Origin of the sequence: Gilliamella sp. wkB7 (assembly GCF_001693435.1) — a bacterium.
Lineage (GTDB): Bacteria > Pseudomonadota > Gammaproteobacteria > Enterobacterales > Orbaceae > Gilliamella > Gilliamella apicola_N.
In genome coordinates this window covers 2,390,839-2,416,437 of the sequence record NZ_CM004509.1, presented here as the reverse complement: position 1 = coordinate 2,416,437, position 25,599 = coordinate 2,390,839, and the positions used below count along the sequence as shown (strand labels likewise).

The window sequence follows — 25,599 nt, the reverse complement described above, 5'->3', positions numbered from 1 at the left end:
AACCTGAAACTTTTTAACATGTTATTGCTTTACATTAATACCACATCATATTGTTCTTGAATATAAAGTGGTTCAATTTTCACTTCAACTCTTTTACCAACAAAGACTTCAACTTCAGCAAGTGCATGTGATTCATCAATCGTTAAAGCATTCGCAACAGCAGATGACGCATAGACTAAAAAATATTCAGAACGATGAGCTTTATATACTCTTACAATTTCACGTAAAATTTCATTACAAACAGTTTCAACTGATTTGACTATTCCTCTACCCTTACAAGCAGGACATTCTTCACACAAAATATGCCCAATACTTTCACGAGTTCGTTTACGCGTCATTTCTACTAGTCCTAATGTAGAAAATGAATTAATAGTCGTTCTAGCTCGGTCTTTCGATAAAGAATCCTGCAATGATTGTAATACACGTTCTCGATGCAAATTTTCTTGCATATCGATAAAATCGATAATAATAATACCACCTAAATTGCGTAATCTTAATTGACGCGCAATAGCAATGGTTGCCTCTATATTAGTGTTAAAGATTGTCTCTTCTAAATTTCGATGACCAACAAATGCACCAGTGTTAATATCAATTGTTGTCATGGCTTCAGTTTGGTCTATAATTAAATAACCACCCGATTTCAGTTTAACCTTGCGATCTAATGCTCGTTGAATCTCATTTTCAGTATCATATAGATCGAATATTGGGATATTACCACGATAATGAAAGAGTTTATTAGTGACTTCTGGCATAAACTCTTGAGTAAAATCGACGAGAAGATCATAAGTCAATTTAGAATCAACTAAAATACGCTCAATTGGATCTCCAACAAAGTCTCTTAATACGCGCTGCGATAAAGCTAACTCACCATAAACTAAATTTTTACTGGTAGGACGAGCCATTCGTTCCTGAATCTTAGCCCATAACCGTTTTAAAAAGTTTGCATCTTGCTCTAGCTCATGAGCACTTGCACCCTCGGCAGCAGTTCTAACAATAAAACCACCATCTGGGGTTACATATTGTTCAACAATATGTTTTAGCCTTTGACGCTCTTCTTCACTTTCTATGCGTTGAGAAGTAGCAACATGTGCAGAATTTTGACCTGGCATCAATACCAAATAACGTGATGGTAAAGTAATATCGGTTGTGAGTCGAGCGCCTTTAGTACCTAAGGGATCTTTAACGACTTGTACCATTAAATCTTGTCCTTGACGGACAAGTTCAGAAATATCTTTTACTTGGAATTGCTCTTGTTCTGAATCTGACACACATTCAGTATGTGGCATAATATCAGATGCATGCAAAAATGCAGCCTTTTCAAGACCAATATCGACAAATGCGGCCTGCATCCCAGGCAAAATACGAATAATTTTTCCTTTATAAATATTACCGACAATGCCTCGACGTGATTCACGATCAACATGAATTTCTTGCAATACACCATCTTCAATATAAGCAACTCGCGTTTCAGACGGAGTTACGTTCATTAATAATTCAACAGACATACAGAAATATTCCCCTAATTAATTGCAAAGTTTTGTTTTATGCTTTGCAATAGCAGATATATCCATATCCATAAAAAGCCATCAACACAACTTGATAATAGTATATAAGGTGACATAGTAATTGTATGATAAATACTTACCTGAAATATAAAGATTAATGCATTATAACATACCGAAATACCAAATAAGATAAAAGCCTGTTGCCATAAAGCTAAATTACTCAATAATTGGTATTTGAATACAAGTAAATAGGCAATTAAAGAATAGATAAAAGCATGTACACCTAATATTGTTCCCGAACATAAATCTATTATTAAACCAAAAACAAATGCAGTACCTATGCCAATCTGATAAGGAAGAGTAATTAACCAATAAGCGATAATTAATAAAAACAAATGTGGTTTAAACATATCATATGAAGGTGACCAAGGTATAATTTGAAAAAATAAGCCTATTAACAAAGTGAACCAAATAATTAATATGCTATTACGAGCCCTCATGTTTTACTCCTTGATCTCCCCATAGTAATAATAGATAGCGTAAACGTTTTAGATCAGCTGTCGGCGTTGCTGAAATAACCGGAGTTGAATCGCTAATATCAAGTTTGACAGAACTTACTACTGCAACAGGATAGCCCTCAGGAAAACGACCATCTAGTCCAGAAGTTACTAATATGTCACCGACTTTGATATCAACATTATTTGGTAAAAAATCGAGTGTTAAATCATTACTGCATCCATTACCGACTGCCACCATAGAAATATCATTTCTTAATATTTGTACAGGTATTGCATGTTGATAATCACAAACTAAAATTGCCCGACTGGTTTTTTGAGCTGTTTCATAAATTTGCCCAACGATACCTTTATCATCAACGACAGGTTGACCAATATAAACACCGTCATTTTTACCTTTATTAATAACTACCTGATAAACATAAGGATCTGTATCAGCTAATATAACTTGAGCTGCCATTTTATGTTCATCATGTCTTAAAGGCGACCCTAGTAATTCTCTTAATCGATCGTTTTCATGTCTAAGATGCTCAAGCAATAACAGGTCTGTCTTTTTTTCAAGCAGTATATTATTTAAATTTGCATTTTCTTTTTCTAACGCTTCACGTGTCTTTGACATCTCATAAAGTGTGTCATAGGTCGCTTTAGGTGCATTTGAAATGTAATACAATGGCGAAATCATTGTATCTAAATAGTAACGAACTTCTTTAAACGGACGATAATTTAAATCTAATATTATCAATATAATAGATAACAATAAAGATATAAATAACTGCACACTAAGAGGAGAACGTTTAGAAAAGAGTAATTTCATTATCCAGTACTTACCTGTTATATGCTTAAAATCTAATTAATTCAAGATATGACTCCGCCGACTATGTCGGCGGAAAAAGTGAGATGTTTATTAATTATCGATTTCATAAAAATTATATTAATCAATAATTAGACAATAATTACTCTTCACTAAAGAGATCCCCGCCCTCCATATCAACCATATCGAGAGCTTTGCCACCACCTCGTGCTACACATGTAAGAGGATCTTCAGCGACAACCACATGAATACCCGTTTCAGCTGATAGTAATTTATCAATATTACGTAATAAAGCACCACCGCCAGTTAATACCATACCATGTTCTGAAATATCGGACGCCAGTTCAGGAGGACACTGTTCTAATGCAACTTTAACGGCACTGACGATACCACTTAGTGGTTCTTGAAGCGCTTCTAAAATTTCATTGGAATTTAAAGTAAAGCTACGAGGTACACCTTCAGCAAGGTTTCGACCACGAACTTCAATCTCAAGAACTTCATCCCCAGGATATGCGCTTCCAATAACATGTTTAATTCGTTCAGCGGTTGCTTCACCAATTAACGCACCATAATTACGACGAACATAATTGATAATTGCCTCATCAAAACGGTCACCACCAATTCTTGCCGATGCAGAATAGACAACACCGTTTAAAGAAATAACAGCAACTTCAGTGGTACCACCACCGATATCAACCACCATTGAACCTGTTGGCGATGAAACCGGTAAATCAGCACCAATAGCTGCTGCCATTGGCTCTTCAATTAAATAAACCTCACGCGCACCTGCCCCTAATGCGGACTCACGGATAGCTCGACGCTCAACTTGCGTTGCACCAACTGGCACACAAACTAAAACGCGAGGACTTGGTCTTAAAAAGCTATGACTATGCACTTGACGAATAAAATACTGTAACATCTTTTCAGTCACGGAAAAGTCAGCAATTACACCATCTTTCATTGGTCTAATCGCAGCAATATTGCCTGGAGTACGTCCTAACATCTGTTTCGCAGCCTGCCCAACAGCAGCGACACTTTTAGGTGTGCCTGTGCGATCTTGACGGATGGCGACAACTGAAGGTTCGTTTAGTACAATACCTTGACCTTTTACATAAATAAGGGTGTTAGCTGTACCTAAATCAATCGATAGATCATTTGAAAACAAGCCACGAACTTTTTTGAACATAATAAAAACTCTTCCTAGAAATAATCTTGTTAAAGTGTTAGTGAGTACTTGAAGCAAACCATAGGATAAAATACTTAATTTTAATTTTATATTGTATAAAATAGTATTCTAGTTATTTTTTTAAAACCTGTTTGCTTCAATAACAATTAGGTTTATCTATTGTATCGCAATTCTAAAATAATACCTAGAAAATAGTATAATAACAGTTTGTAAAGGAAAGATATATAATGACAAAATCTATTTTACAGTGTATGCTTCCGCGTTAATGTTGAGTTACTGCCTTATTATCACTTTAAAAGATTACTTTTGAGATATTAAGGATGCATTAAATTAATTGTTACTTATATCAAATAAACACGGTGTAATTCATGGATATACGCAAAATTAAAAAATTAATTGAATTAGTTGAAGAGTCAGGTATTTCAGAACTTGAAATTTCTGAGGGTGAAGAATCGGTTCGAATTAGTCGATCAATACCTACAACAAACTATTCAGCGCCAATACAAAACATTCAAATCCCTCAAGCAGCTCCGGTTGTTGTAGCCCCTAGCTCAGCAAGCGAGAGTGTAGCTGAAGTGGATCCTATTGCTCCAGTTCCAGCAGGTACAACTATAAAATCACCAATGGTTGGAACGTTTTATCGCACGCCAAGCCCAGAATCGAAAGCTTTCGTAGAAGTAGGTCAAACTGTCAATGTCGGTGATGTACTTTGTATCGTTGAAGCGATGAAAATGATGAACCAAATTGAATCTGAAAAAGCGGGTACAATTAAAGCTATTTTAGTTGAAAATGGTCAACCTGTTGAATTTGATCAGCCACTATTCATCATTGAGTAATATTAACTTATTTATAAGATTAAGAGATCGAATATGCTTGATAAAATTCTTATTGCTAATCGTGGAGAAATTGCTCTACGTATCCTACGAGCATGTAAAGAACTTGGAATTAAAACTGTCGCTGTTCATTCTTCGGCAGATAAAGATTTAAAACATGTATTACTTGCAGACGAAACTGTCTGTATTGGTCCAGCAGCTTCCGTTAAAAGCTACCTCAATATCCCCGCTTTAATTTCTGCCGCCGAAGTTACCGGTGCAGCAGCAATTCATCCTGGATATGGTTTTTTATCAGAAAACGCTGACTTCGCCGAGCAAGTGGAACGTTCTGGATTTGTTTTTATTGGACCAAAACCTGAGACTATACGGTTAATGGGTGATAAAGTGTCAGCAATTCATGCCATGAAAAAAGCTGGCGTACCTTGTGTACCGGGTTCTGATGGTCCTTTAAGTAATGATATTGAAAATAATAAGCAGATCGCTAAACAAATAGGCTATCCGGTTATTATCAAAGCGTCCGGTGGTGGCGGTGGTCGTGGTATGCGTATTGTTCGGGAAGAAAAAGATCTTGAACAAGCAATTAAAATGACCAAATTAGAAGCAAAAACCGCTTTCAATAATGATATGGTTTATATGGAAAAATTCCTTGAAAATCCTCGTCATATTGAGATCCAAGTACTTTCTGATGGTCAAGGTCATGCTATTTATTTAGGTGAACGTGATTGTTCAATGCAAAGACGTCACCAAAAAGTTGTTGAAGAAGCACCAGCGGTTGGCATTACCTCTAAAATGCGCAAATTCATTGGTGAACGCTGTGTTAATGCGTGCATTGAAATTGGTTATCGTGGTGCAGGAACGTTTGAATTCTTATTTGAAAATGGTGAATTTTATTTCATTGAAATGAATACACGTATTCAGGTTGAACATCCAGTTACCGAAATGATAACGGGTGTGGATTTGATTAGAGAACAGATCTTAATTGCCGCAGGCAAACCTCTTTCAATCAAACAAAGTGATATTGAAATCAAAGGTCATGCTATTGAATGCCGTATAAATGCCGAAGATCCTAAAACATTTATGCCTTCACCTGGGAAAATTACTCGCTTTCATGCACCAGGGGGGTTTGGTATTCGTTGGGAATCACATATCTATGCGGGTTACACAGTACCACCTTACTATGATTCAATGATTGGTAAGCTAATTGCTTATGGTGAAACTCGTGATGTTGCTATTGCACGAATGAAAAACGCATTAGCTGAACTTGTGATTGATGGTATCAAAACGAATATTGATCTTCACATTGAAATTATGAATGATAAAGGTTTCCAAAAAGGTGGAACAAACATTCATTATTTAGAGAAAAAATTAGGCATTTATGAGTAACAAAAATAATCCCTATCATTTAGGGATTATTGCTTTTAATAAAGATGGATAGATACAAATGAAAAACTGGAAAAGAAGTGCTGAAGAAATTCTAACTATGGGGCCTGTTGTTCCTGTTATCGTTATTGAACGACTAGAAGATGCGGTGCCATTAGCAAAAGCTTTAATTGCTGGAGGTGTAAAAGTTCTTGAAGTTACCCTACGAACAGAATGTGCGCTTGAAGCAATTAAAAAAATCATTAAAGAAGTTCCAGAAGCTGTAGTTGGTGCGGGTACAGTAACAAGTGTTGAGCAACTTAAACAAGTAACCGAAGCTGGAGTTGAATTTATTATTACTCCTGGCATAACTGACGCTATTTTAAAAGCTGCAGTTGAAGGACCTGTTCCAGTCATTCCCGGTATTGCAACTATTTCTGAATTATTAACAGCCCAAGAATATGGCTTAACTGCATTAAAGTTCTTCCCAGCAGAAATCAATGGTGGCGTAGCTGCATTAAAAGCTTTTGCTGGTCCTTGTGGATATATGAAGTTTTGCCCTACTGGTGGTGTAAACCCAAAAAATTATCGAGACTATTTAGCGCTTAATAATGTACTTTGTGTTGGTGGAACTTGGTTTATTCCAACTGATGCTATTGCTAATGGTGATTTTGCTAAAATTACTCAAATGGCAAAAGAAGCAGTTGCTGGTGCCAAGTAATTATTTTCCGCCGATTTTATTCGGCGGTTGTTTTTCTAGTTAATTTAACTTCTTAGCCCTCGCCCACTTTCAATGAGTCGCCATGCAATTATATAGAGCACGGTAACAAACAAAATTAACATTGAAAATGTGATCCATAGTGATACGTCGGTCACACCTAAAAAACCATAGCGAAAACCATTAATCATATAAACGATTGGATTTAGTTTTGATACCCATTGCCAAAAAGTGGGTAGCATAGTTATTGAGTAAAATACACCGCCAAGATAAGTTAATGGCGTTAATACAAATGTTGGAATAATACTAATATCGTCAAAAGTCTTAGCAAATACGGCATTTAGTAAACCTGCTAATGAAAACAAAATTGAAGTTAATAATAAAGTGCAAATAACAAAGAGCCAAGAATGTACTTCAAGACGAACAAAAAATAACGATACTATCGTCACTAAAATTCCAGTTAAAATTCCACGTATCACACCACCACCAACATATCCCCAAATCAAAATATGCGTTGGTACTGGTGCAACCAATAATTCCTCAATATTACGTTGAAATTTAGCACTAAAAAATGAAGAACAGACATTGGTATAAGAATTTGTAATTACAGACATCATGATTAAACCAGGAACAATAAATGACATATAACTAAAGCCACCCATATTCCCCACACGAGAGCCAATTAAATTACCAAATATAATAAAATAAAGTGACATAGTGATAACTGGTGGTATCAATGTTTGCAGCCAAATTCTTAAAAATCTCGTCACCTCTTTACGCCAAATACTTTTTAAGGCAATCCAATATAAATTACACATTATCAGCTCCTTTTGGATTATTATTGCGCAATAAATCAACAAATAACTCTTCTAATCGATTAGTCTTATTACGCACACTAATCACTTTGACGTTTTGATGATTAAGTTGCTCAAACAACTGATTTAAGCCTCGTTGTTTATCAACTTTAACTTCTAACATACCCGTATCAACATTTACATAGCTATAATCTGTTAAAACAATGGGTTCATCTGTTGGTACATAATCAATAATAATAGTTTCAGATTGGCTATTAGCTAATAATTCACGCATAGAAGAGTTCGCTATTAATTGGCCATGTTGAATTATACCAATATTGCGACATAGCATTTCTGCCTCTTCTAAATAATGGGTAGTTAATATAATGGTAATGCCTTGACGATTGATTTCACGTAAAAAATCCCACATTGAGCGCCGCAACTCAATATCAACCCCCGCGGTTGGTTCATCAAGAATTAATAATTTAGGCTCATGAACTAGTGCTCTTGCAATCATTAAACGTCTTTTCATACCACCAGATAACATGTTTGCTCGGCTATGGCGTTTATCCCATAAATCTAAAATTCTTAGATATTTTTCTGCACGTTCTAATGCTAATTTACGCGGCAATCCATAGTAGCCTCCTTGATTAGTGACAATCTGAATCACTTCTTCAAATTGGTTAAAATTAAATTCTTGTGGTACTAAGCCTAATTGCCTTTTGGCATTGACAATATCAGTATCTAAATCATAACCAAAAATTCGCACTTTACCTGAAGTTTTGGTTACTAGTGAGCTAATTATGCCAATAGTTGTTGATTTTCCGGCACCATTTGGACCAAGCAATGCATAAAAATCACCTGCTTGAACCGTTAAATCAATACCTTTTAATGCTTCTACACCATTTTTATAAATTTTTTTAAGCGCGACCAATTCAAGCGCAGGAATAGATGACATGGTAAAATCCTAATTGAATAAGTTATGATTGAAATTATATAAACTCAATTATTAATGAGCAGCAATATTGACAACATAATCAGCGGTTGTAAAGGTCTTTTTAGTTTTCTTTATATTGAATATAAATGAGTTATAATTTTCAACTTTTAGCGTACATTAATTTTAGCGAACCATTGGCCATATATATGTGGTCTTAATTTCTAATTAATATAGATAAATAATCACCTAAGGAATAAGTACTATGTTCAAAATTGGTTTAGTTTCTGTGTCTGATAGAGCGGCAAAAGGGATCTATGACGATGAAGGTATTCCATCATTAATATCTTGGTTACAATCAGCATTGAAAACTCCATTTATTACCGAAACCCGAATAATTCCAGATGAACAACCTATTATTGAACAAACATTATGTGAATTCGTTGATAAACTACATTGTGATTTGATTTTAACCACTGGCGGTACAGGACCTGCCATTAGAGATGTCACCCCAGATGCAACTTTAGCAATAGCCGATCGAGTTATGCCAGGATTTGGTGAACAGATGCGTCAAATTAGTTTGCATTTTGTACCTACTGCCATTCTTTCCAGACAAGTTGGCGTTATTCGCAAAAAATGTTTAATTTTGAACTTACCGGGTAGACCAAAATCGATAAAAGAGACGCTTGAAGGTGTAAAAGATAGTGATGGCAAAATAATTGTTAATGGAATTTTTGCCAGTGTTCCTTATTGCTTAGAATTATTAGAAGGACCTTACATTGAAACGCATGAGCACATAGTAAAATCTTTTCGCCCTAAAAGCAGTAACAAATCGAATATTTGATTTTATGCAAATCTTATGCATAATTATGTTTAAAGAATTTAAAGTCTAAAACTTGGTAGTTTGATACTCAATTTATTTCAAAAAAATGTTTATAAAACTCACTAATTAACTTAGATTTTTTACCGATATATTAAGCAACAGAAAATTATTGCTGCTTTCACCCAAAACAGCAATCAATTAATCCTAAAGGAAAAATATGAAACAAGAAGATCTTACTAAAGCTTTTAAAGAAATGCTTCTACAAGAAAAGTTTAGTTCTCAAATAAGCATTGTGCAAGCTTTACAAGAGCAAGGATTTGATAACATTAATCAATCCAAAGTTTCACGGATGTTAACCAAATTTGGGGCGGTTAGAACGCGCAACGCAAAATCAGAAATGGTCTATTGCTTGCCGGCTGAAATGAGTGTACCAACGGCCAGTAGTCCATTAAAAAATTTGGTTGTTGATATTGATTATAATAGCTCAATGGTAGTCATTCGTACCAGTCCAGGAGCAGCTCAACTTATCGCTCGCTTACTTGATTCAATTGGTAAATCAGAAGGCATTTTAGGTTCAATTGCAGGCGATGATACAATTTTTAGTACACCGACCAAATCTTGTACGGTCAAAAGTTTATATCAAACTATTATTCAACTATTTGAACAAGAATTATAACTATTGATATAGCAATTTAATATTTAATAAATAATTTTTCCTATTTAACCTATTGACACATTTAGTAAAATCGTTAATTCTATATAGCACTTAAATTGTAACTTACGTTACGAGAACGAAGAGGCGCATTGCTCAGGTAGATTATTTTAGATACTGGAATCGGTGATAAATGATTGAGGGGATGCAATGCCGAGGTTTGATTGAGTATCCAGAAAGCAATCAAATCGACTGCAAGGGCTGAATCCCTTGGGTTGTCACCTTAACAGGTGGAGCGCTTCGCGGTTTGTACTTTTTAAATTATAACTGTAAATTGAACATACCCTCGCTCTAACTCTGTTAAAAATAAAATTTTTAATATGAGGAATCCATGGAAACATCATTTGTAATTGCTAAATTTGGTGGTACTAGTGTTGCTGATTATTCAGCAATGGTAAACAGTGCTAATATTGTTATCAATAACCCTAGTGTAAAAGTTGTTGTATTATCCGCTTCTGCAGGTATTACGAACTTATTAGTTGCATTAGCTGAAGGCCGTGATGCGGAGGTTCGAGCTCAGCATTTAGCCAAAATTCAATCAATTCAATACAATATTTTAGAGCAACTCCCTGAAAACCCTACGTTAAGAGCCGAAATTGATCGAATCATTGCAAATATAGCCTCTTTATCGGAAGCTGCAAGTTTAGCAACGTCACCAGCATTAACTGATGAGTTAGTCAGTCATGGTGAAATTATGTCTTCAAAACTATTTGTTGAGGTATTAAGAGAAAAACAAAAAAGTGCCATATGGTTTGATGTACGTAAAGTTATGCGTACTGATGATAAATTTGGTAAAGCTCAACCTAAAATTGAAGAAATCAAACAGCTTTGTTGTGCACATTTAAAATCTTTAAATACTAATGCGCTAATTGTTACTCAAGGTTTTATTGGCAGTGAAAGTACAGGTAAGACGACAACATTAGGGCGCGGCGGAAGTGATTATACAGCAGCGTTACTTGGTGAAGCATTAAATGCAACGCAAATAGACATTTGGACTGATGTTGCAGGAATTTATACCAATGACCCACGTATTACGCCAGCGGCAAAAAGAATTGATGAAATATCTTTCGCGGAAGCTGCAGAAATGGCAACGTTTGGAGCAAAAGTTTTACATCCAGCAACGTTGGTTCCAGCAGTACGAAGTAATATTCCTGTTTTTGTAGGTTCAAGCAAAGCACCACAAGATGGTGGCACAATTGTTTATAATACTAATAGTATCACATCAAAATTACCTGTATTTAGGGCGCTAGCATTACGACGCAAACAGACATTACTAACCTTAACCAGTTTAAATATGCTGCATGCTCAAGGTTTTCTTGCTAGGGTATTTACTATATTAGCTAAACATAATATATCCGTTGATTTAGTTACCACATCTGAAGTCAGCATCGCTTTAACGATCGACACTACAGGCACTTGCACTAATGGTAACAGTTTATTAACAAAAGAATTATTTGACGAACTTTCAACTCTTTGTCATGTAGATGTTGAGGAAGATTTAGCTCTTATTGCCATCATTGGTAATAACCTAACGACGACAAAAGGTATAGCAAAAGAAGTATTCGGCGTGTTAGATGATTTTGTTATAAGACTTTGTTGTTATGGTGCAAGTACCCACAATCTGTGCCTTTTAGCAAAAAGTAATGATGCAGAAGCAATTATCAAAATTTTACATAAATCTATTTTTGAATAACAACTCATTCAAAGGGAGAATTAATCTCCCTTCGACTTAAATCAAAGTGATTATTTAAAAGAAGCATGTTAAAACTTTGAAAACGCAATAAAAGACCTTAACTTTTGTTACAAATAATTATAGAATATTTATCAATTACTATATGAATACACTTTTATGCACTCAATTCATATAGTCATTCTTTAGTCTTAGGATTAAATCTTCTATCTCCATTTTATGACTGTTATTTATTAATATTTTTAAATTTTGATTTATTAATTTTAATCAATATTGTTAAAGCTATTACATTAAATATCAACATTTCTTAGATTTTTAAACTGTGTTTGTAAACTAAATTTAACCTTAATCAAACAAAGGAAATTATCATGGGTATTTTAAGTTGGGCTATTCTAGGATTAATTGCCGGTTGGATTGCAAAGTTTTTTATGCCACTTGGACGCGTAGGAGTATTTAAAACGATTTTATTAGGAATTGCAGGTGCTATCGTTGGTGGGTATATAAGTACATTCTTTGGCTGGGGAACTGTGACAGGATTTAATTTCCCTAGTTTGTTTATCTCAGTCTTAGGTGCAATATTACTTATTTATATCTACCGTCTAATGAAATAATACTTTGTTTTACACAAAATTGGCGGGGGGATTACCCGCCAATTATTTATTAAAAAGTAAATTGAGATTATTATCGACTAGATACTTTCAACCATTTATTTTTGTAAACTTTAAGTTATATTTTACATTTCTTAAAATCTTTAATGAAGCGCCATATACCCCAACAAAGAGTTATAATGAAAAATGAAAGTAAAGATGAAATGAAAAATAAGAACAAACCATCTGTTATAGTAATAGGCCACTTAAATATTAAGTGAGATACAAACACAACAATATTTAAAATAATAAAAGAAGTCCAATATAGTCTTCTTTTAAAAGTATCTTTTGACCCACCTAATTCCAAAAATCCTCTACCAATTTCTTCAATGATAGATTCTACAATGTTAACAATAAATTCGCCGGGCATATGATAAAATTATAATTACAGTATATAGAAGCATTATAATAAATAATTTCGCGATAACCATATTTTTGTTATATTATTTAACAAACTTCATTAAACTAAACCTAAAGATTGTAATGTTAAAAATATTCAATACATTAACTCGAGAAAAAGAAACCTTTAAATCAATTCATCCCAATAAAATTGGACTCTATGTTTGTGGTGTCACTATTTATGACCTTTGTCATATTGGTCATGGTCGCACCTTTGTCGCATTTGATGTTGTAACACGTTATTTGCGCTTTTTAGGTTATCAATTAACTTATGTGCGCAATATCACCGATGTGGATGACAAAATTATAAAACGCGCTCTAGAAAACGGTGAAACTTGTGAACAACTAACCGAACGTATGTTACAAGAGATGTATGCCGATTTTGATGCACTCAATATTAAGCGCCCTGATGTCGAACCTCGTGCTACACAGCAAATGCCACAGATTATTCAATTAATAGAAGAATTAATTGCAAAAGATCATGCTTATATTGCCGATAATGGTGATGTAATGTTTTCAGTTGATAGCGATCCAAATTACGGTATTTTGTCGCGTCAAAATTTGGAGCAACTTCAGGCTGGAGCGCGCGTTGATGTGGTTGATGTTAAACGTAATCCAATGGATTTTGTACTTTGGAAGATGTCAAAACCTAACGAGCCTAACTGGGATTCCCCATGGGGTAAAGGACGTCCAGGTTGGCATATTGAATGTTCTGCGATGAACAGTTTTCAATTAGGTAATCACTTTGATATTCATGGTGGGGGTTCAGATTTGATGTTTCCTCATCATGAAAATGAAATTGCTCAATCTACATGTGCCCATGATGGACAATATGTTAATTATTGGATGCATTCAGGGATGGTGATGATAGACCAAGAAAAGATGTCAAAATCACTTAATAATTTTTTCACTATTCGCGATGTATTAAAACACTATGATGCTGAAACTGTCCGTTACTTTTTACTATCGGGCCATTATCGTAGTCAGCTTAATTACAGTGAGGAAAATTTAAAACAAGCAAGAATGGCTTTAGAGCGCCTTTATACAGCACTTCGTGATACTGATGCAAATTATCCATATACGACAAAAGAGAGCGATTATTACCGTCAATTCTGTAATGCGATGAATGATGACTTCAATACTCCTGAAGCTTATTCAACCTTATTTGACTTAGCACGAGAAATCAATAAAGCTAAAGCTGATAACGATATGTCATTTGCCAACGAATTAGCAGCTGAATTACGTTATTTAGCAGCCGTACTTGGTCTACTTGAACAAGATCCAATAAAATTCTTACAAGGTAATCAGCCAGATGACGCCGATGCAGAATTAATTGAAGCATTAATAAAACAACGTAATGAAGCTCGTGCTAACAAAAATTGGGCTCAAGCAGATGAAGCGCGTGATAAACTTAACGCAATGAATATTGTGTTGGAGGATGGCGCAAATGGTACAACTTGGCGGAAAAAAAGTTAATCCATTAAGTTAACCTTACCATAATCGGTTATTATTTAAAAATACCCACTCTTTTGTGGGTATTTATTTTCATGCTTAAAAATTATAACTTTTTATCAATCGACGTTAGAATACCACGTAAAATATTCAGTTCTTGTTGTTCAATACGTGCCCGAGTAAATAATCTTCGCAAACGCCCCATAATTTGACCTGGATGATTGGCATTGATAAATTCTGTTTGCAATAAAGTTTGCTCTAAATGCTGATAAAAACGCTCAACATCGATATCTTTAGGGTATTCGGATGTATATGTATTTAAATTTGTTTGCTCTGATTGATTATCTTGCAAGTTTAACATTGACATGCGAATTTCATAACATAATACCTGTACCGACATAGCTAGATTCAAAGAACTGTACTGAGGATTAGCTGGAATACCAACATGAAAATGGCATTTTTGCAATTCATCATTGGTTAACCCCACTCGTTCACGCCCAAAAACCAACGCAACTTGGGCATTAACAGCCTCACCAATGATTTTATCACCGCACTCTTTTGGTGTTAAATTAGGCCATTGTAAAGTGCGAGGACGAGCACTAGTACCTATCACAAGTGAACAATCAGCGATTGCCTCTTCTAAAGATGAAAAAATTATTGCATTTTTAATAATATCACTAGCACCTGCCGCTAATGAAATTGATTGTGAATCAGGCTTTATCACTGGATTGACTAAGCAAAGATTGGATAAACCCATGGTTTTCATTGCTCTGGCGGCAGACCCCATATTACCTGTGTGGGACGTTTCAACCAAAACAATCTTAACATTATCTAAATAGCTCACATCTTCCTCATTAAAAGATCTTATAAAATAAATAAAAATAGTAGTTGCCTACAGTATATAGTAAAGCAAAGCAAAATGCAGGTTCATAGTCATATAGTCATAAAATACATGATTAATAAAATCTTTTTTTTAGATTTAAATCACAAAAACTCATGTTAATAGCAAAGTTCTTATTGACGAAATAAAAATAATTTGCCAATGTATTAATGGAAGCTTAAAAAATCAACTTAGTTGTTTGAAATTATAAAGGAGGTCGGTTATGGCTTTAAGTATTACCAGTAAACAAATGGATATTACCCCTGCAATTCGTAGTTATTTAGAAGATAAATTTTCGAAGTTGGATAAATGGAGAGCGCTGTTAATCAATCCTCATTTTATATTATCTAAAGAACCCGATGGATTTATCATTGATGCAACAATTGCCACAAAAGGAACGCCACTAGTCGCATCTGCAAAACATATTGACATGTATGCCGCTATTAATGATCTTATTGGTAAGCTTGAAAAACAACTGAATAAAATTCAACATAAAGGGGAAGCTCGTCGAGCAACAGAAAGTATTAAAGGAGCAACTTTTGAAGAAGAAATCTAATAAATAAAACGCTCTATTTTTTTAAAAGGTACTACTTTAAGTAGTACCTTTATTTGTGGCTTGTTATAATATCATTAACCTTTTAAAAAAATCTAATAAAAATGAAAGTAGATCACTTATTACCTTTACGAGATAAAATTAACGAACTTGATCAAACTCTTTTAGAACTTATTGCTAAACGTCGTGAGCTTTCGAGACAAGTAATTAATACTAAAATTAAGGCAAATATACCAGTACGCGACATGGAACGCGAACGTTCATTAATTAAATCACTAATTGAACACGGTAAAAAATATCATCTTGATGATATTTTTATCAAACATTTATATCAAATAATTATCGAAGATTCTGTACTTTTACAACAAAAAATTCTACAAGAAAAAATAAATCATGGTGCTATTACGACCGCAAAAATTGCTTTTCTAGGACCCATAGGATCTTATTCTCATTCGGCAGCTCGACGCTATGCTAGCGCCCATTTAGAGCAAATTATTGAGTCAAGTTGTGCGACTTTTAAAGATATCTTCGAACAAATAGAGAAAGGCGTTGTTGATTATGGTGTTGTACCAATTGAAAACTCAAGTTCCGGATCCATTAACGAAATTTATGATTTACTACAAAAAACGAATTTGCATATTATTGGCGAGTTATCACTACCGATTGATCACTGTATTTTAGCGCTTCCAAATACTCAATTAGATCAAATTGACACCGTATATAGTCATCCACAACCATTCCAACAATGTTCTCACTTTTTGGAGGGATATCCGCATTGGAAGATTGTCTTTTGTGACAGTACTTCATCAGCAATGGACATGGTTGCTAAGTCAAATAAGCCTAATTTTGCTGCTATGGGTAATAAAGATGGCGGTGAACTTTATGGATTACAAGTTCTTGAACATAGTTTTGCTAATCAAAAAGAGAATATCACCCGATTTATAGTGTTATCTCGTAAGCCAGTTCATGTATCTGATCAAATCCCTGCTAAAACCACAATATTGATGAAAACAGGCCAGCAAGCAGGTGCACTTGTTGATGCTCTTTCTGTGTTACGTAATCATAATATTGTCATGACTAAACTTGAATCTCGTCCAATTCATGGTACACCATGGGAAGAGATGTTTTACATTGATCTACAAGGTAATCTTTATTCTGAAGAAATGCAAAACGCATTAAAGCAGTTAGCAAAAATTACCTTATACACAAAAGTATTGGGTTGTTATCCAAATGACACAATTACTGCTGTAATGTAATGCCTGTAACAATGCCCCCCTTTGCAAAGGCTGTATTAAAATGGTATGAACAGTACGGCAGAAAAACGCTACCATGGCAGATTGAGAAAACACCTTATCATGTGTGGTTATCAGAAGTAATGTTGCAACAGACACAAGTTGCAACTGTTATCCCCTACTTTAATAATTTCATTAAGCTATTTCCAAAAATAACGGATTTAGCAAAAGCACCTATTGATGATGTATTACATCTTTGGACAGGGCTTGGTTATTATGCTCGTGCTCGTAATTTACACAAAGCAGCACAAGTTATTAATAATAAGTTTAATGGTTTATTTCCAACCAAATTTGATGATGTAGTGGCTTTACCAGGAATTGGTCGTTCGACAGCTGGAGCAATTTTATCGCTTTCACAAAATCAACATTACCCAATTTTAGATGGTAATGTAAAGCGTGTTTTAACTCGATATTTTGCTGTTGATGGATGGCCTGGAAATAAAACAATCGAAAATAAACTTTGGCAATTAAGTGAACAAGTTACGCCTGAACAAAATATTGCTAAATTTAATCAAGCAATGATGGATATTGGGGCAATGGTTTGTACTCGTACAAAGCCTAAGTGCACACAGTGCCCATTGCATAAAGATTGTATTGCTTATAAAACAGCAAGTTGGCAAAAATATCCAACACCAAAACCTAAAACAGCCAAGCCAGAAAAAACCGCTTATTTTTTAATGCTAGAATATAATCGCGCTATTTGGTTAGAAAAAAGACCACCAAAAGGTATTTGGGGAGGGTTATATTGCCTACCAGAATTTTCAAGCGAGCAAGAACTAAAAGAGTGGTTAGAAAAAAAAGGAATAGTATCAACTGAACCTAAACCATTAAACTCGTTCAGACATACATTTAGCCATTTTCATTTAAATATTGTTCCAATTTATTGTGTAATTACCAATTTCACAAAATGTTGAGATGAATCTTCTGGCTATTGGTATAAACTAGAATCAGATAATACAAAAATAGGACTCGCTACACCCGTTTATAACTTATTAAAACAATCTGCTTAAAATTGCTGTCAAGCAGAAGCAATCTTATTTTTAATATATAATTCATCATTATTTTTTTTGTAACATTTATTTTATGCAAAGCAAACAATCTCAAGGTTTATCCAGCTGGTTAGTTTTTTTAATGGCATTTGCTATTGGTGTAACTATTGCCAGCAATTATTATGCTCAACCACTACTACATTCAATTACTCATGATTTGAATATTGCAGTTGAGCATGCTGGTTCAATCATAATGGCAGCACAGTTTAGTTATGCTGTTGGTTTACTTTTTATCACACCTCTTGGTGATAAATTTGAGCGAAAACACTTAATTATTATTTTAATGGTATTATCCACTTGTGGGCTCATCGTCAGTACTTTATCAAAAAATTTATGGATGCTAATAATAGGTACATCCATGACGGGGCTATTTTCAACCGTTGCACAAGTTTTAATTCCTTTTGCAGCTACCCTATCCAAACCGGAACACCGCGGTAAAATCGTTGGCATTTTAATGAGTGGAATGTTACTTGGCATTTTACTGGGTAGAACCTTTGCTGGCGCTATTTCAACTATTGCCGATTGGCATTACGTATATTGGATTGCCACAAGTATCATGGGTATTGTTACCCTATTACTTTGGATTTCACTGCCTACTTACCGTAATACAATTAATATCAATTACTTTCAACTGTTATGGTCAATTGGCTCATTATACAAACAAGAACCTATCCTTAGAATTCGTTCATTGTTAGCAGTTATATCATTTGCATTGTTTTCTTTATTATGGACACCACTTGCTTTTTTATTAAGTAATGATCCTTATCACTACTCAGATTTCATTATTGGTCTATTCGGAATTGCTGGAGCGGCGGGTGCATTGGGTTCGCCTATAGTAGGTAAATTATCAGACAAAGGTAAAGGTTGGCTTGCTACCACAATAGGCTTAGGTTTATTGCTGTTATCGTGGTTACCACTTTCATTGGCGCAATACTCAATCATTGCATTAATTCTAGGTGTGGTTATATTAGATTTTTCAGTACAAGTTACACATGTTTCAAATATGAGTGCAATTTACCAAATAAGGCCTGAAGCTCGTAGCAGAGTGAATACAGGTTACATGGTATGTTATTTTATTGGTGGGATGCTTGGCTCTGTTGGTTCAACCTATTTATTTAGTCATTATGGCTGGATAGCCATTGTGGTATCAGGAACAATATTGGGATTGATAGGTATCATTTGTTGGCTATTTTATACTAAAACGTATAGTTAACCTGAAACTTTTTTACATATGATTTGATAATTAAATTATCGTTTAGTTTCTAACTTTAAATACAAGTAGCTTATTATTCCTTTAAAAAAATATTAGGCGTTTGGGAGGGAAAGTAGAAATGATAACAAAAACTTCTTTTCAAATAAGTAAACAAATGACCACGCTATCACATTTTTTTAATTTAAATGCTCTTACATTTTAATCATTGAAATTGATAAACAATTTTAAACTCAATTGAATTAAGACATTGATATTTACTTTTACTGATGAATAAACTAACTTAATACTTTTATTAAGTTACCTAAGGAGTCATTTATGGCTAAAATCTCTTTTCTCAATACTCCCTTTAGTATCAAAAAGTTATCACTAAAAAATCGCATCGTAATGCCCCCTATGTGCCAATATCAAGCTACCGATGGCATGCCTAATGATTGGCATTTTGTTCACTATGTATCTCGAGCAATTGGTGGTGTAGGCTTAATTATTGTTGAAATGACAAATGTAGCGCCTAATGGTCGTATTTCACCAAATTGTCTTGGATTATGGAATGATGAGCAGCGTGATCAATTTAAACGAATAGTTGATGCTGTACATGCTCAAAATGGTAAAATTGCTATTCAAATTGCTCATGCAGGTCGAAAAGCTTTAGGAGCTTCAGATGTTGTCTCTTGTTCACCTATTCTTTATGATGGTTCCAACGAAGCTAATCCAAAATGGCAGTATCAAATGCCAAGAGAATTATCAAAAGATGAAATTATTGATATCATTCAAAAATTTAAAGAGTCAACAAAACGAGCCGTTGAAGCAGGTTTTGACGCCATCGAAATTCATGGCGCTCACGGATATTTAATTCATCAATTCAGCTCACCAAAAACTAATCACAGAACCGATGAATATGGTCAAGATAAATTATTATTCGGTGAACAAGTTATACAAGCTGCTAAATCGGTAATGCCTAGTGATATGCCACTTATTATCCGTTTTTCTGCGCAAGAGTATAGTAAAGATGGCTATGATATAGAATATGGACGCAAAATAGCAAAACGCTTTGCCGATGCAGGCGCTGACATTTTGGATGTAAGTGGTGGTGGCGATGGGCAATTAGATCCAGCTCATACACCGCAGTTTCATGCTGGATATCAAGTATATTTGGCCCGTGCGATCAAACAAGCAATCAATTTACCAGTTATAGCTGTTGGTATGTTAGAAGATCCATACCTAGCAGATTATGTATTAAGTACTGGGGATGCTGACTTAGTGGCAATTGGGCGAGGATTATTAAAAGACCCATATTGGGCGATACATGTACCCTCTTCACCATTTGTACCAACTTCTTATCAAGTTGCTTTCAAATAACTCAACTATTATTAAATCCTGTAAAAATTTTGCAGGATTTAAATATTTAGATTCGATTAAATATGCATTGCGTATTTAATAAGTTGTTTTTTCAAGGGTGAACAATTGTCTATAGCATTCATGCCCGCAGTTCTTAACATTTTTTTCAAAACGTTATCACCATTAAACATGTCTTGAATAGTTCGCATCGCAGTTAACATTACTAACGTATCTTTACGGCGAGTAAATTGGAAAGATTTTAAATTATCAGCAAGTCCTATATCTTTGTGTTTATCATGTAATTGCTTAATTGTCGAAACTAATAAAGCTGAATCTTGAAAACCTAAATTCACTCCTTGCCCTGCCAAAGGATGAATAGTATGTGCGGCATCACCAATAAGCACTGTTCGATGTTTAACGAATTGTTTGGCAAGACGCGCTTTTAGTGGAAAAACCATCCGTTGATTAATTAATTGGCATTTACCTACTTTATCGCCCGTTAATTTAAACAGTTCTTGGCAGAACTCTGATTCTGTAAGCAATTTTAAAATTGTTGCTTGGTTAGGTTTAGTTGACCATACCAAGCAACTTTTATTTGCTTGCCAAAGAGGTAAAAAAGCAACAATACCATTTGGATAAAAAATTTGTTTAGCACAAGATTGGTGAGGATACTGAGTTTCAACGGTTGTAATTACTGCGTGATGAAGATAGTTACGTTCAAAAACTGAAATTTTTTCATGTTTACGCAACCAAGAGTGTGCACCATCAGCGCCGATAATAAGTTTAGCTTGTAAAATAGTATTATCTGCCAAGGTTAAAAATGCATAATCGTCATTATAGCAATTATCAATGGCAGCAAGATTAAAAATCGTTATATTGTGATTTTCTTTAGCAAAGTGATACAAACAGTGAGAGATCAGATTATTTTCGATGATATAGCCTAGATTTGGATAACCATAATCTTTTGCGTGAGCTGAAAGATGCGCTATACCGTTTTTTTCCCATACACCTATTTCGGTAAAGTCTTGCACACGATGACTATTTAATAAATCATCCCAAATGCCTATTTGAGAAAAATACCTTTGGCTAGCACCATTAATTGCTGAAGCCCTTATACCGATTTCATTTTGTAGAAAAGATTCATTATGATGAACCTTAGCATCTATGATCGCTATCTTCAAATCATATTGACTAAGTGCACAAGCTGTTGCTAGCCCAACTAAACCACCGCCAACGATTACAATATCAAAGTGAGTATCCATACTAATCAATAGTTACTTATTATCTTTCTTTAATTCAATTTCATCGTCATTCATCGCTTTTTTGAAGCTTTTTAATGCGAAACCAAGATCTGAACCTAAATTACGTAATTTTTTAGTACCAAATAATAGAACGACCACAGCAAGAAACACTAAAAGGTGTGGGATACTAAATGACATAATAAAATCCTCTTAATTAACTACTCTTATCTATTTAAACTTTATACTTAGACGTAAGTTTTAATGGGATTTCATTATACTCTTTTTGTGAAAGGATTTCATAACTAGATTATGGATAAAAAAAAGACCTGTATAAAACTATACAGGCCAACATGAAATATAAGGAATATAAGGAAAGAAAACAATGAAAAATCCTTACCCTGCTTATTATCCATTTTTTTTCGCTTTAGTCAACGTTTTTATTTGTTTTTTTGTTTTATAAAAACGAATTGCTAAAAAAACGAACAAAATATTAAAAATCATGTTATTAAAATAGATTATCTATGAAATTTATCCTTTTCTCTAATTAGATAAATATCAAAAAACAGGTAAAAAAACGTTATTACTCATAAAAGTAATATAAATTAAGCGTAAAACAACAGTTTTAAAGCAGAAAAAACAATTCAAAAGTTTTTTTCTAAATGTCGGTTCAAAAATCTAAAATCGTAAAAAAAAGCATAATCACGATATAACACGAACTAAAAACATTAAATCCGAGAAAAACGCATTAAAACGCATATTATTCCCAATACCGTGTATATAAAAGTTAAAAAATATGCACTATAATTACTATACGGATGAAAAAAGAAAACGAGACAGAAATGAATATGATCAAAAATAAAAATGTCAAAACCTTCAAAGACAGACTATTTAATTCAATGCAAGGTTTATCTGTTTCTGCTTTTGCGAAGAAATGTGATATGTCAGAAACTGTTATCAGGGATTATTTATCAGGAAAAACCTACCCTTCACTTACTCGTCTAGAGGTAATTGCTGAAAAATGTAATGTTTCATTTAACTGGCTTGCAACGGGTTACAGACTTGAAGTATTTGACCCAAAAGACGATGACGATGATGTATATAATGAAAATATTTACCGTATTCCTGTTTATAAAAAACAATTACCAACCAAAGAAGAAGCACAATATCAACGCTATATTAGAGAAACACCACCTGTAATGAATTATCCAATTGTGGAAGGTTGGGCATCTCATCGTGGTTTAGATATAAAAAAATTAATTATCTATTGGGCAAAAGGTGATTTAATGTCCCCTGAAATTGAAAATAATAATGGACTTATTATAAACACGGATATAACGGAGATGGTTGATGGAGCAATATATTTAATCGAATATGAAAATTTTACCTTGTTAAGAAAAATACGCCTAACTTTGAGTAGTTGGATTTTAATATGTAATAATGAGCAATATCCAACAATAGAAGTACCTAAAGCACATTTTGATAAGTACAATATAATTGGTCGTGTTGTACAAATAATTAAAGACGTTTTTTAAACCAATAAATAGAAATCTACTGTTTTTCAATATATAATTGCTAAAGTGAGGAAATATTAACCAGATATTTTCCTCACTATTTTTTTATGTTCATAAATCCTTTAATGACAGGTAGATAGCTAAGCAATGTTTATTTAAAATTTCACTTAAATTTGGGTATCAGGATGAATTATATCCATTAGCCCTAATCTCATATTCCATATATCATTGATATATTTACCAATAAAATATCATTTTACTAATTAGGTCTATTATGTATCGATTTTTTGAAAAATTGGTGTCACCTTATCCTAAAGATGATCCTCAACCAGCGGCTAAAAACTTTTTTAGTTTTATATGGCAATCAACCAAAGGCACTCGCGTGTTTATGCTGTTATTAATCATGCTAAGTGGATTAAGTGGTGCTTTTGAAGCTTTTTTATTTGCTGCATTAGGTAAAGTGGTTGACTGGCTTGCAGAAGTTGAACCATCTAAATTTTGGCAGCAAGAAAAAACCACATTAATTTTATTAGCTTTAATAATTTTAGCCAGTACGCTAATCATTAGCTTACAAACGATTATTAAACATCAATGTCTTGCTGGAAATTTCCCAATGAGAATGCGTTGGAATTTGCACAGATTAGTTCTTAATCAAAGTATGCGCTTTTTCCAAGATGAATTTGCAGGAAGAATATCAGCAAAAGTTATGCAAACAGCGCTTGCTGTTAGAGATACTTGTTTTTTAGTCGCAGATATTTTTATCTATGTACTTATTTCCTTTATTACCATGGCGGCTATCATTGGACAATTAGATCTTTGGTTATTAATGCCTTTTCTTGGTTGGACTGTGCTTTATGGGATTGCAATGTACTATTTTATTCCACGCCTAGGTAAAGTTGCCAGTATGCAAGCTGATGCACGTTCTACCATGACAGGACGAGTCACCGATGCCTATACCAATATCATGACAGTTAAACTGTTCTCACATGCAGGTAATGAAGCTAAATACGCTCAAGAATCAATGGATGAGTTTTTAGTTACCGTTAATCGGCAAATGCGTTTAGTCAGCAGTTTTGAAATTGTAAACCATCTTTTATCCATTACATTAATACTCTGCACGACAGGTGTTGCTTTATGGTTATGGACAGATCAGTTAGTTGGTGTTGGAGCAATCGCTACAACAACCGCCGTCGCATTACGATTAAACGGTTTCTCTCATTGGATCATGTGGGAAATGGCTGCTCTATTTGAAAATATTGGTGTAGTGAAAGATGGTATCAATACATTTTCTTCAACTAAAACAGTCAATGATCAACCTAATGCAACTGAACTTGTTGTAAAACAAGGTAAAATTGACTTTCAACACATTAACTTCAATTATGATGCCAAAAGACAAAACTCTATCATTCAAGATTTGGATTTAACAATTAATCCAGGTGAGAAAATAGGATTAGTAGGTCGCTCTGGAGCAGGCAAATCCACGCTTATTAATTTATTATTACGCTTTTATGATTTACAAAGTGGTAAAATTATTATCGATGGACAAGAAATTACAACCGTTACCCAAGAAAGCTTACGCGCCCAAATTGGTATGGTAACTCAAGATACGTCCCTATTACACCGCTCAGTACGAGAAAACCTACTCTATGGTAACAATCAAGCCACTGAAGAAGAGATGATTATAGCAGCAAAAAAAGCTCATGCTGATAGCTTTATTCATACACTTATTGATGCAAACGGTAGAACAGGCTATGACGCATTTGTAGGAGAGCGAGGCATAAAATTATCAGGTGGACAACGACAGCGCATTGCAATTGCCAGAGTTATATTAAAAAATGCCCCAATTCTATTATTAGATGAAGCGACCAGTGCGTTGGATTCTGAAATTGAGCAAGCTATTCAAGAGAGTTTATATACTTTAATGGAAGGTAAAACCGTTATTGCCATTGCTCACCGATTATCAACCATTGCGGCAATGGATAGATTAGTTGTTCTGGATCAAGGAAGGATTATTGAACAAGGAACACACCAAGAATTGCTTGATAAAAATGGACTGTACGCTCAACTTTGGAAACATCAGAGTGGTGGATTCTTAGGTGAAAACATTTAATTATTGATTTATCAGAACAAAGAGTAGTAGGACACAT

The 25,599-nt window shown here is 34.2% G+C and carries 23 protein-coding genes, 1 pseudogene and 1 riboswitch; of the genes and pseudogenes, 15 read left to right on the top strand and 9 right to left on the bottom strand.

Translation table 11 applies throughout. From position 1 onward, the window contains the following. Positions 1-29: 29 nt before the first annotated feature. The 4 genes from rng to A9G17_RS10675 all read right to left on the bottom strand — a co-directional run bounded on the left by rng (position 30) and on the right by A9G17_RS10675 (position 4,017). Positions 30-1,505, bottom strand: a complete 1,476-nt coding sequence (gene rng / locus A9G17_RS10690) for a ribonuclease G (RefSeq protein ID WP_065738693.1) — start codon at positions 1,503-1,505, stop codon at positions 30-32. Between the two features lie 14 nt (positions 1,506-1,519). Beyond that, positions 1,520-2,005: a rod shape-determining protein MreD gene (gene mreD, locus A9G17_RS10685; RefSeq protein WP_065738692.1), complete on the bottom strand. Its 486-nt coding sequence runs from the start codon at positions 2,003-2,005 to the stop codon at positions 1,520-1,522. After that, positions 1,992-2,834 (bottom strand): rod shape-determining protein MreC, encoded by an 843-nt coding sequence (gene mreC, locus A9G17_RS10680; protein WP_065738691.1) that lies wholly within the window; start codon positions 2,832-2,834, stop codon positions 1,992-1,994. The genes mreD and mreC overlap by 14 nt, the downstream gene beginning before the upstream one ends. A gap of 139 nt (positions 2,835-2,973) precedes the next feature. Further along, positions 2,974-4,017 carry a rod shape-determining protein gene (locus A9G17_RS10675; RefSeq protein ID WP_025316140.1) on the bottom strand — a complete coding sequence of 348 codons (1,044 nt, stop codon included), beginning with the start codon at positions 4,015-4,017 and terminating at the stop codon, positions 2,974-2,976. Between the two features lie 368 nt (positions 4,018-4,385). Here A9G17_RS10675 and accB point away from each other — a divergent pair, with 368 nt between their 5' ends. The 3 genes from accB to A9G17_RS10660 are packed head-to-tail and all read left to right on the top strand — an operon-like array spanning position 4,386 to position 6,930. Next, positions 4,386-4,853: an acetyl-CoA carboxylase biotin carboxyl carrier protein gene (gene accB / locus A9G17_RS10670; RefSeq protein ID WP_065738690.1), complete on the top strand. Its 468-nt coding sequence runs from the start codon at positions 4,386-4,388 to the stop codon at positions 4,851-4,853. A gap of 33 nt (positions 4,854-4,886) precedes the next feature. Next, the gene (gene accC / locus A9G17_RS10665; protein WP_065738689.1) at positions 4,887-6,233 is read left to right on the top strand and encodes an acetyl-CoA carboxylase biotin carboxylase subunit; all 1,347 of its coding nucleotides are present in this window, start codon (positions 4,887-4,889) and stop codon (positions 6,231-6,233) included. 58 nt (positions 6,234-6,291) lie between these two features. Continuing rightward, positions 6,292-6,930, top strand: a complete 639-nt coding sequence (locus tag A9G17_RS10660) for a bifunctional 4-hydroxy-2-oxoglutarate aldolase/2-dehydro-3-deoxy-phosphogluconate aldolase (RefSeq protein ID WP_039127290.1) — start codon at positions 6,292-6,294, stop codon at positions 6,928-6,930. Positions 6,931-6,974: 44 nt separating this feature from the next. Here A9G17_RS10660 and A9G17_RS10655 read toward each other — a convergent pair whose 3' ends face one another. Next, positions 6,975-7,745: an ABC transporter permease gene (locus A9G17_RS10655; RefSeq protein ID WP_065738688.1), complete on the bottom strand. Its 771-nt coding sequence runs from the start codon at positions 7,743-7,745 to the stop codon at positions 6,975-6,977. Continuing rightward, positions 7,738-8,679, bottom strand: coding sequence for an ABC transporter ATP-binding protein (locus A9G17_RS10650; protein WP_065738687.1), 942 nt, complete (start codon positions 8,677-8,679; stop codon positions 7,738-7,740). Before A9G17_RS10650 ends, A9G17_RS10655 begins: the two co-directional genes overlap by 8 nt. Before the next feature lie 241 nt (positions 8,680-8,920). Here A9G17_RS10650 and mog point away from each other — a divergent pair, with 241 nt between their 5' ends. The 5 genes from mog (at position 8,921) to cysS (ending at position 14,402) form a co-directional block, all read left to right on the top strand. Continuing rightward, a complete protein-coding gene (gene mog, locus A9G17_RS10645) occupies positions 8,921-9,499 on the top strand; it encodes a molybdopterin adenylyltransferase (RefSeq protein WP_065738686.1) in 579 nt (192 codons plus the stop codon). Between the two features lie 196 nt (positions 9,500-9,695). Then, positions 9,696-10,154: a transcriptional regulator ArgR gene (gene argR / locus A9G17_RS10640; protein ID WP_039127302.1), complete on the top strand. Its 459-nt coding sequence runs from the start codon at positions 9,696-9,698 to the stop codon at positions 10,152-10,154. Positions 10,155-10,264: 110 nt separating this feature from the next. Continuing rightward, positions 10,265-10,439, top strand: a riboswitch (Lysine riboswitch). An 82-nt stretch (positions 10,440-10,521) separates the two neighbouring features. Continuing rightward, on the top strand, positions 10,522-11,883 hold the full coding sequence (lysC, locus tag A9G17_RS10635) for a lysine-sensitive aspartokinase 3 (RefSeq protein ID WP_065738685.1): 1,362 nt from the start codon (positions 10,522-10,524) through the stop codon (positions 11,881-11,883). 365 nt (positions 11,884-12,248) lie between these two features. Continuing rightward, a complete protein-coding gene (locus A9G17_RS10630) occupies positions 12,249-12,491 on the top strand; it encodes a GlsB/YeaQ/YmgE family stress response membrane protein (protein ID WP_025316149.1) in 243 nt (80 codons plus the stop codon). Between the two features lie 519 nt (positions 12,492-13,010). Next, on the top strand, positions 13,011-14,402 hold the full coding sequence (cysS, locus tag A9G17_RS10620; RefSeq protein ID WP_065738683.1) for a cysteine--tRNA ligase: 1,392 nt from the start codon (positions 13,011-13,013) through the stop codon (positions 14,400-14,402). A gap of 82 nt (positions 14,403-14,484) precedes the next feature. Here the strand turns inward: cysS and trmJ are convergent, their stop codons facing one another. After that, complete coding sequence (gene trmJ / locus A9G17_RS10615; protein ID WP_065739150.1) at positions 14,485-15,165, bottom strand: tRNA (cytosine(32)/uridine(32)-2'-O)-methyltransferase TrmJ; 681 nt, start codon at positions 15,163-15,165, stop codon at positions 14,485-14,487. Positions 15,166-15,481: 316 nt separating this feature from the next. Here trmJ and raiA point away from each other — a divergent pair, with 316 nt between their 5' ends. The 5 genes and pseudogenes from raiA to A9G17_RS10590 all read left to right on the top strand — a co-directional run bounded on the left by raiA (position 15,482) and on the right by A9G17_RS10590 (position 20,721). After that, entirely contained in the window at positions 15,482-15,814 is a 333-nt protein-coding gene (gene raiA, locus A9G17_RS10610) for a ribosome-associated translation inhibitor RaiA (protein ID WP_065738682.1), read from the top strand. A gap of 101 nt (positions 15,815-15,915) precedes the next feature. Beyond that, positions 15,916-17,067, top strand: coding sequence for a bifunctional chorismate mutase/prephenate dehydratase (gene pheA, locus A9G17_RS10605; RefSeq protein WP_065738681.1), 1,152 nt, complete (start codon positions 15,916-15,918; stop codon positions 17,065-17,067). Further along, positions 17,067-18,113 (top strand): annotated as a pseudogene (gene mutY, locus A9G17_RS10600) (A/G-specific adenine glycosylase). Before pheA ends, mutY begins: the two are co-directional and overlap by 1 nt. A gap of 73 nt (positions 18,114-18,186) precedes the next feature. After that, on the top strand, positions 18,187-19,365 hold the full coding sequence (locus A9G17_RS10595) for an MFS transporter (protein WP_065738680.1): 1,179 nt from the start codon (positions 18,187-18,189) through the stop codon (positions 19,363-19,365). Between the two features lie 315 nt (positions 19,366-19,680). Beyond that, the gene (locus tag A9G17_RS10590; protein ID WP_065738679.1) at positions 19,681-20,721 is read left to right on the top strand and encodes an NADH:flavin oxidoreductase/NADH oxidase; all 1,041 of its coding nucleotides are present in this window, start codon (positions 19,681-19,683) and stop codon (positions 20,719-20,721) included. A gap of 56 nt (positions 20,722-20,777) precedes the next feature. On the opposite strand, the gene A9G17_RS10585 is transcribed toward A9G17_RS10590, so the two are convergent. Together A9G17_RS10585 and tatA are read right to left on the bottom strand one after the other, a co-directional pair. After that, the gene (locus A9G17_RS10585; RefSeq protein WP_065738678.1) at positions 20,778-21,962 is read right to left on the bottom strand and encodes an FAD-dependent monooxygenase; all 1,185 of its coding nucleotides are present in this window, start codon (positions 21,960-21,962) and stop codon (positions 20,778-20,780) included. 12 nt (positions 21,963-21,974) lie between these two features. Beyond that, positions 21,975-22,139, bottom strand: coding sequence for a twin-arginine translocase TatA/TatE family subunit (gene tatA, locus A9G17_RS10580; protein WP_051516275.1), 165 nt, complete (start codon positions 22,137-22,139; stop codon positions 21,975-21,977). Positions 22,140-22,780: 641 nt separating this feature from the next. Here tatA and A9G17_RS10575 point away from each other — a divergent pair. Continuing rightward, complete coding sequence (locus A9G17_RS10575) at positions 22,781-23,473, top strand: LexA family transcriptional regulator (RefSeq protein WP_065738677.1); 693 nt, start codon at positions 22,781-22,783, stop codon at positions 23,471-23,473. 253 nt (positions 23,474-23,726) lie between these two features. Next, on the top strand, positions 23,727-25,562 hold the full coding sequence (locus A9G17_RS10570; RefSeq protein WP_065738676.1) for an ABC transporter ATP-binding protein: 1,836 nt from the start codon (positions 23,727-23,729) through the stop codon (positions 25,560-25,562). Positions 25,563-25,599 lie beyond the last annotated feature (37 nt).

Excerpts from the sequence above, each read along its gene's own strand:
- rng (WP_065738693.1), bottom strand. The coding sequence starts at position 1,505 with ATGTCTGTTGAATTATTAATGAACGTAACTCCGTCTGAAACGCGAGTT.
- mreD (WP_065738692.1), bottom strand. The coding sequence starts at position 2,005 with ATGAGGGCTCGTAATAGCATATTAATTATTTGGTTCACTTTGTTAATA.
- mreC (WP_065738691.1), bottom strand. The coding sequence starts at position 2,834 with ATGAAATTACTCTTTTCTAAACGTTCTCCTCTTAGTGTGCAGTTATTT.
- A9G17_RS10675 (WP_025316140.1), bottom strand. The coding sequence starts at position 4,017 with ATGTTCAAAAAAGTTCGTGGCTTGTTTTCAAATGATCTATCGATTGAT.
- accB (WP_065738690.1), top strand. The coding sequence starts at position 4,386 with ATGGATATACGCAAAATTAAAAAATTAATTGAATTAGTTGAAGAGTCA.
- accC (WP_065738689.1), top strand. The coding sequence starts at position 4,887 with ATGCTTGATAAAATTCTTATTGCTAATCGTGGAGAAATTGCTCTACGT.
- A9G17_RS10660 (WP_039127290.1), top strand. The coding sequence starts at position 6,292 with ATGAAAAACTGGAAAAGAAGTGCTGAAGAAATTCTAACTATGGGGCCT.
- A9G17_RS10655 (WP_065738688.1), bottom strand. The coding sequence starts at position 7,745 with ATGTGTAATTTATATTGGATTGCCTTAAAAAGTATTTGGCGTAAAGAG.
- A9G17_RS10650 (WP_065738687.1), bottom strand. The coding sequence starts at position 8,679 with ATGTCATCTATTCCTGCGCTTGAATTGGTCGCGCTTAAAAAAATTTAT.
- mog (WP_065738686.1), top strand. The coding sequence starts at position 8,921 with ATGTTCAAAATTGGTTTAGTTTCTGTGTCTGATAGAGCGGCAAAAGGG.
- argR (WP_039127302.1), top strand. The coding sequence starts at position 9,696 with ATGAAACAAGAAGATCTTACTAAAGCTTTTAAAGAAATGCTTCTACAA.
- lysC (WP_065738685.1), top strand. The coding sequence starts at position 10,522 with ATGGAAACATCATTTGTAATTGCTAAATTTGGTGGTACTAGTGTTGCT.
- A9G17_RS10630 (WP_025316149.1), top strand. The coding sequence starts at position 12,249 with ATGGGTATTTTAAGTTGGGCTATTCTAGGATTAATTGCCGGTTGGATT.
- cysS (WP_065738683.1), top strand. The coding sequence starts at position 13,011 with ATGTTAAAAATATTCAATACATTAACTCGAGAAAAAGAAACCTTTAAA.
- trmJ (WP_065739150.1), bottom strand. The coding sequence starts at position 15,165 with ATGGGGTCTGCCGCCAGAGCAATGAAAACCATGGGTTTATCCAATCTT.
- raiA (WP_065738682.1), top strand. The coding sequence starts at position 15,482 with ATGGCTTTAAGTATTACCAGTAAACAAATGGATATTACCCCTGCAATT.
- pheA (WP_065738681.1), top strand. The coding sequence starts at position 15,916 with ATGAAAGTAGATCACTTATTACCTTTACGAGATAAAATTAACGAACTT.
- A9G17_RS10595 (WP_065738680.1), top strand. The coding sequence starts at position 18,187 with ATGCAAAGCAAACAATCTCAAGGTTTATCCAGCTGGTTAGTTTTTTTA.
- A9G17_RS10590 (WP_065738679.1), top strand. The coding sequence starts at position 19,681 with ATGGCTAAAATCTCTTTTCTCAATACTCCCTTTAGTATCAAAAAGTTA.
- A9G17_RS10585 (WP_065738678.1), bottom strand. The coding sequence starts at position 21,962 with ATGGATACTCACTTTGATATTGTAATCGTTGGCGGTGGTTTAGTTGGG.
- tatA (WP_051516275.1), bottom strand. The coding sequence starts at position 22,139 with ATGTCATTTAGTATCCCACACCTTTTAGTGTTTCTTGCTGTGGTCGTT.
- A9G17_RS10575 (WP_065738677.1), top strand. The coding sequence starts at position 22,781 with ATGAATATGATCAAAAATAAAAATGTCAAAACCTTCAAAGACAGACTA.
- A9G17_RS10570 (WP_065738676.1), top strand. The coding sequence starts at position 23,727 with ATGTATCGATTTTTTGAAAAATTGGTGTCACCTTATCCTAAAGATGAT.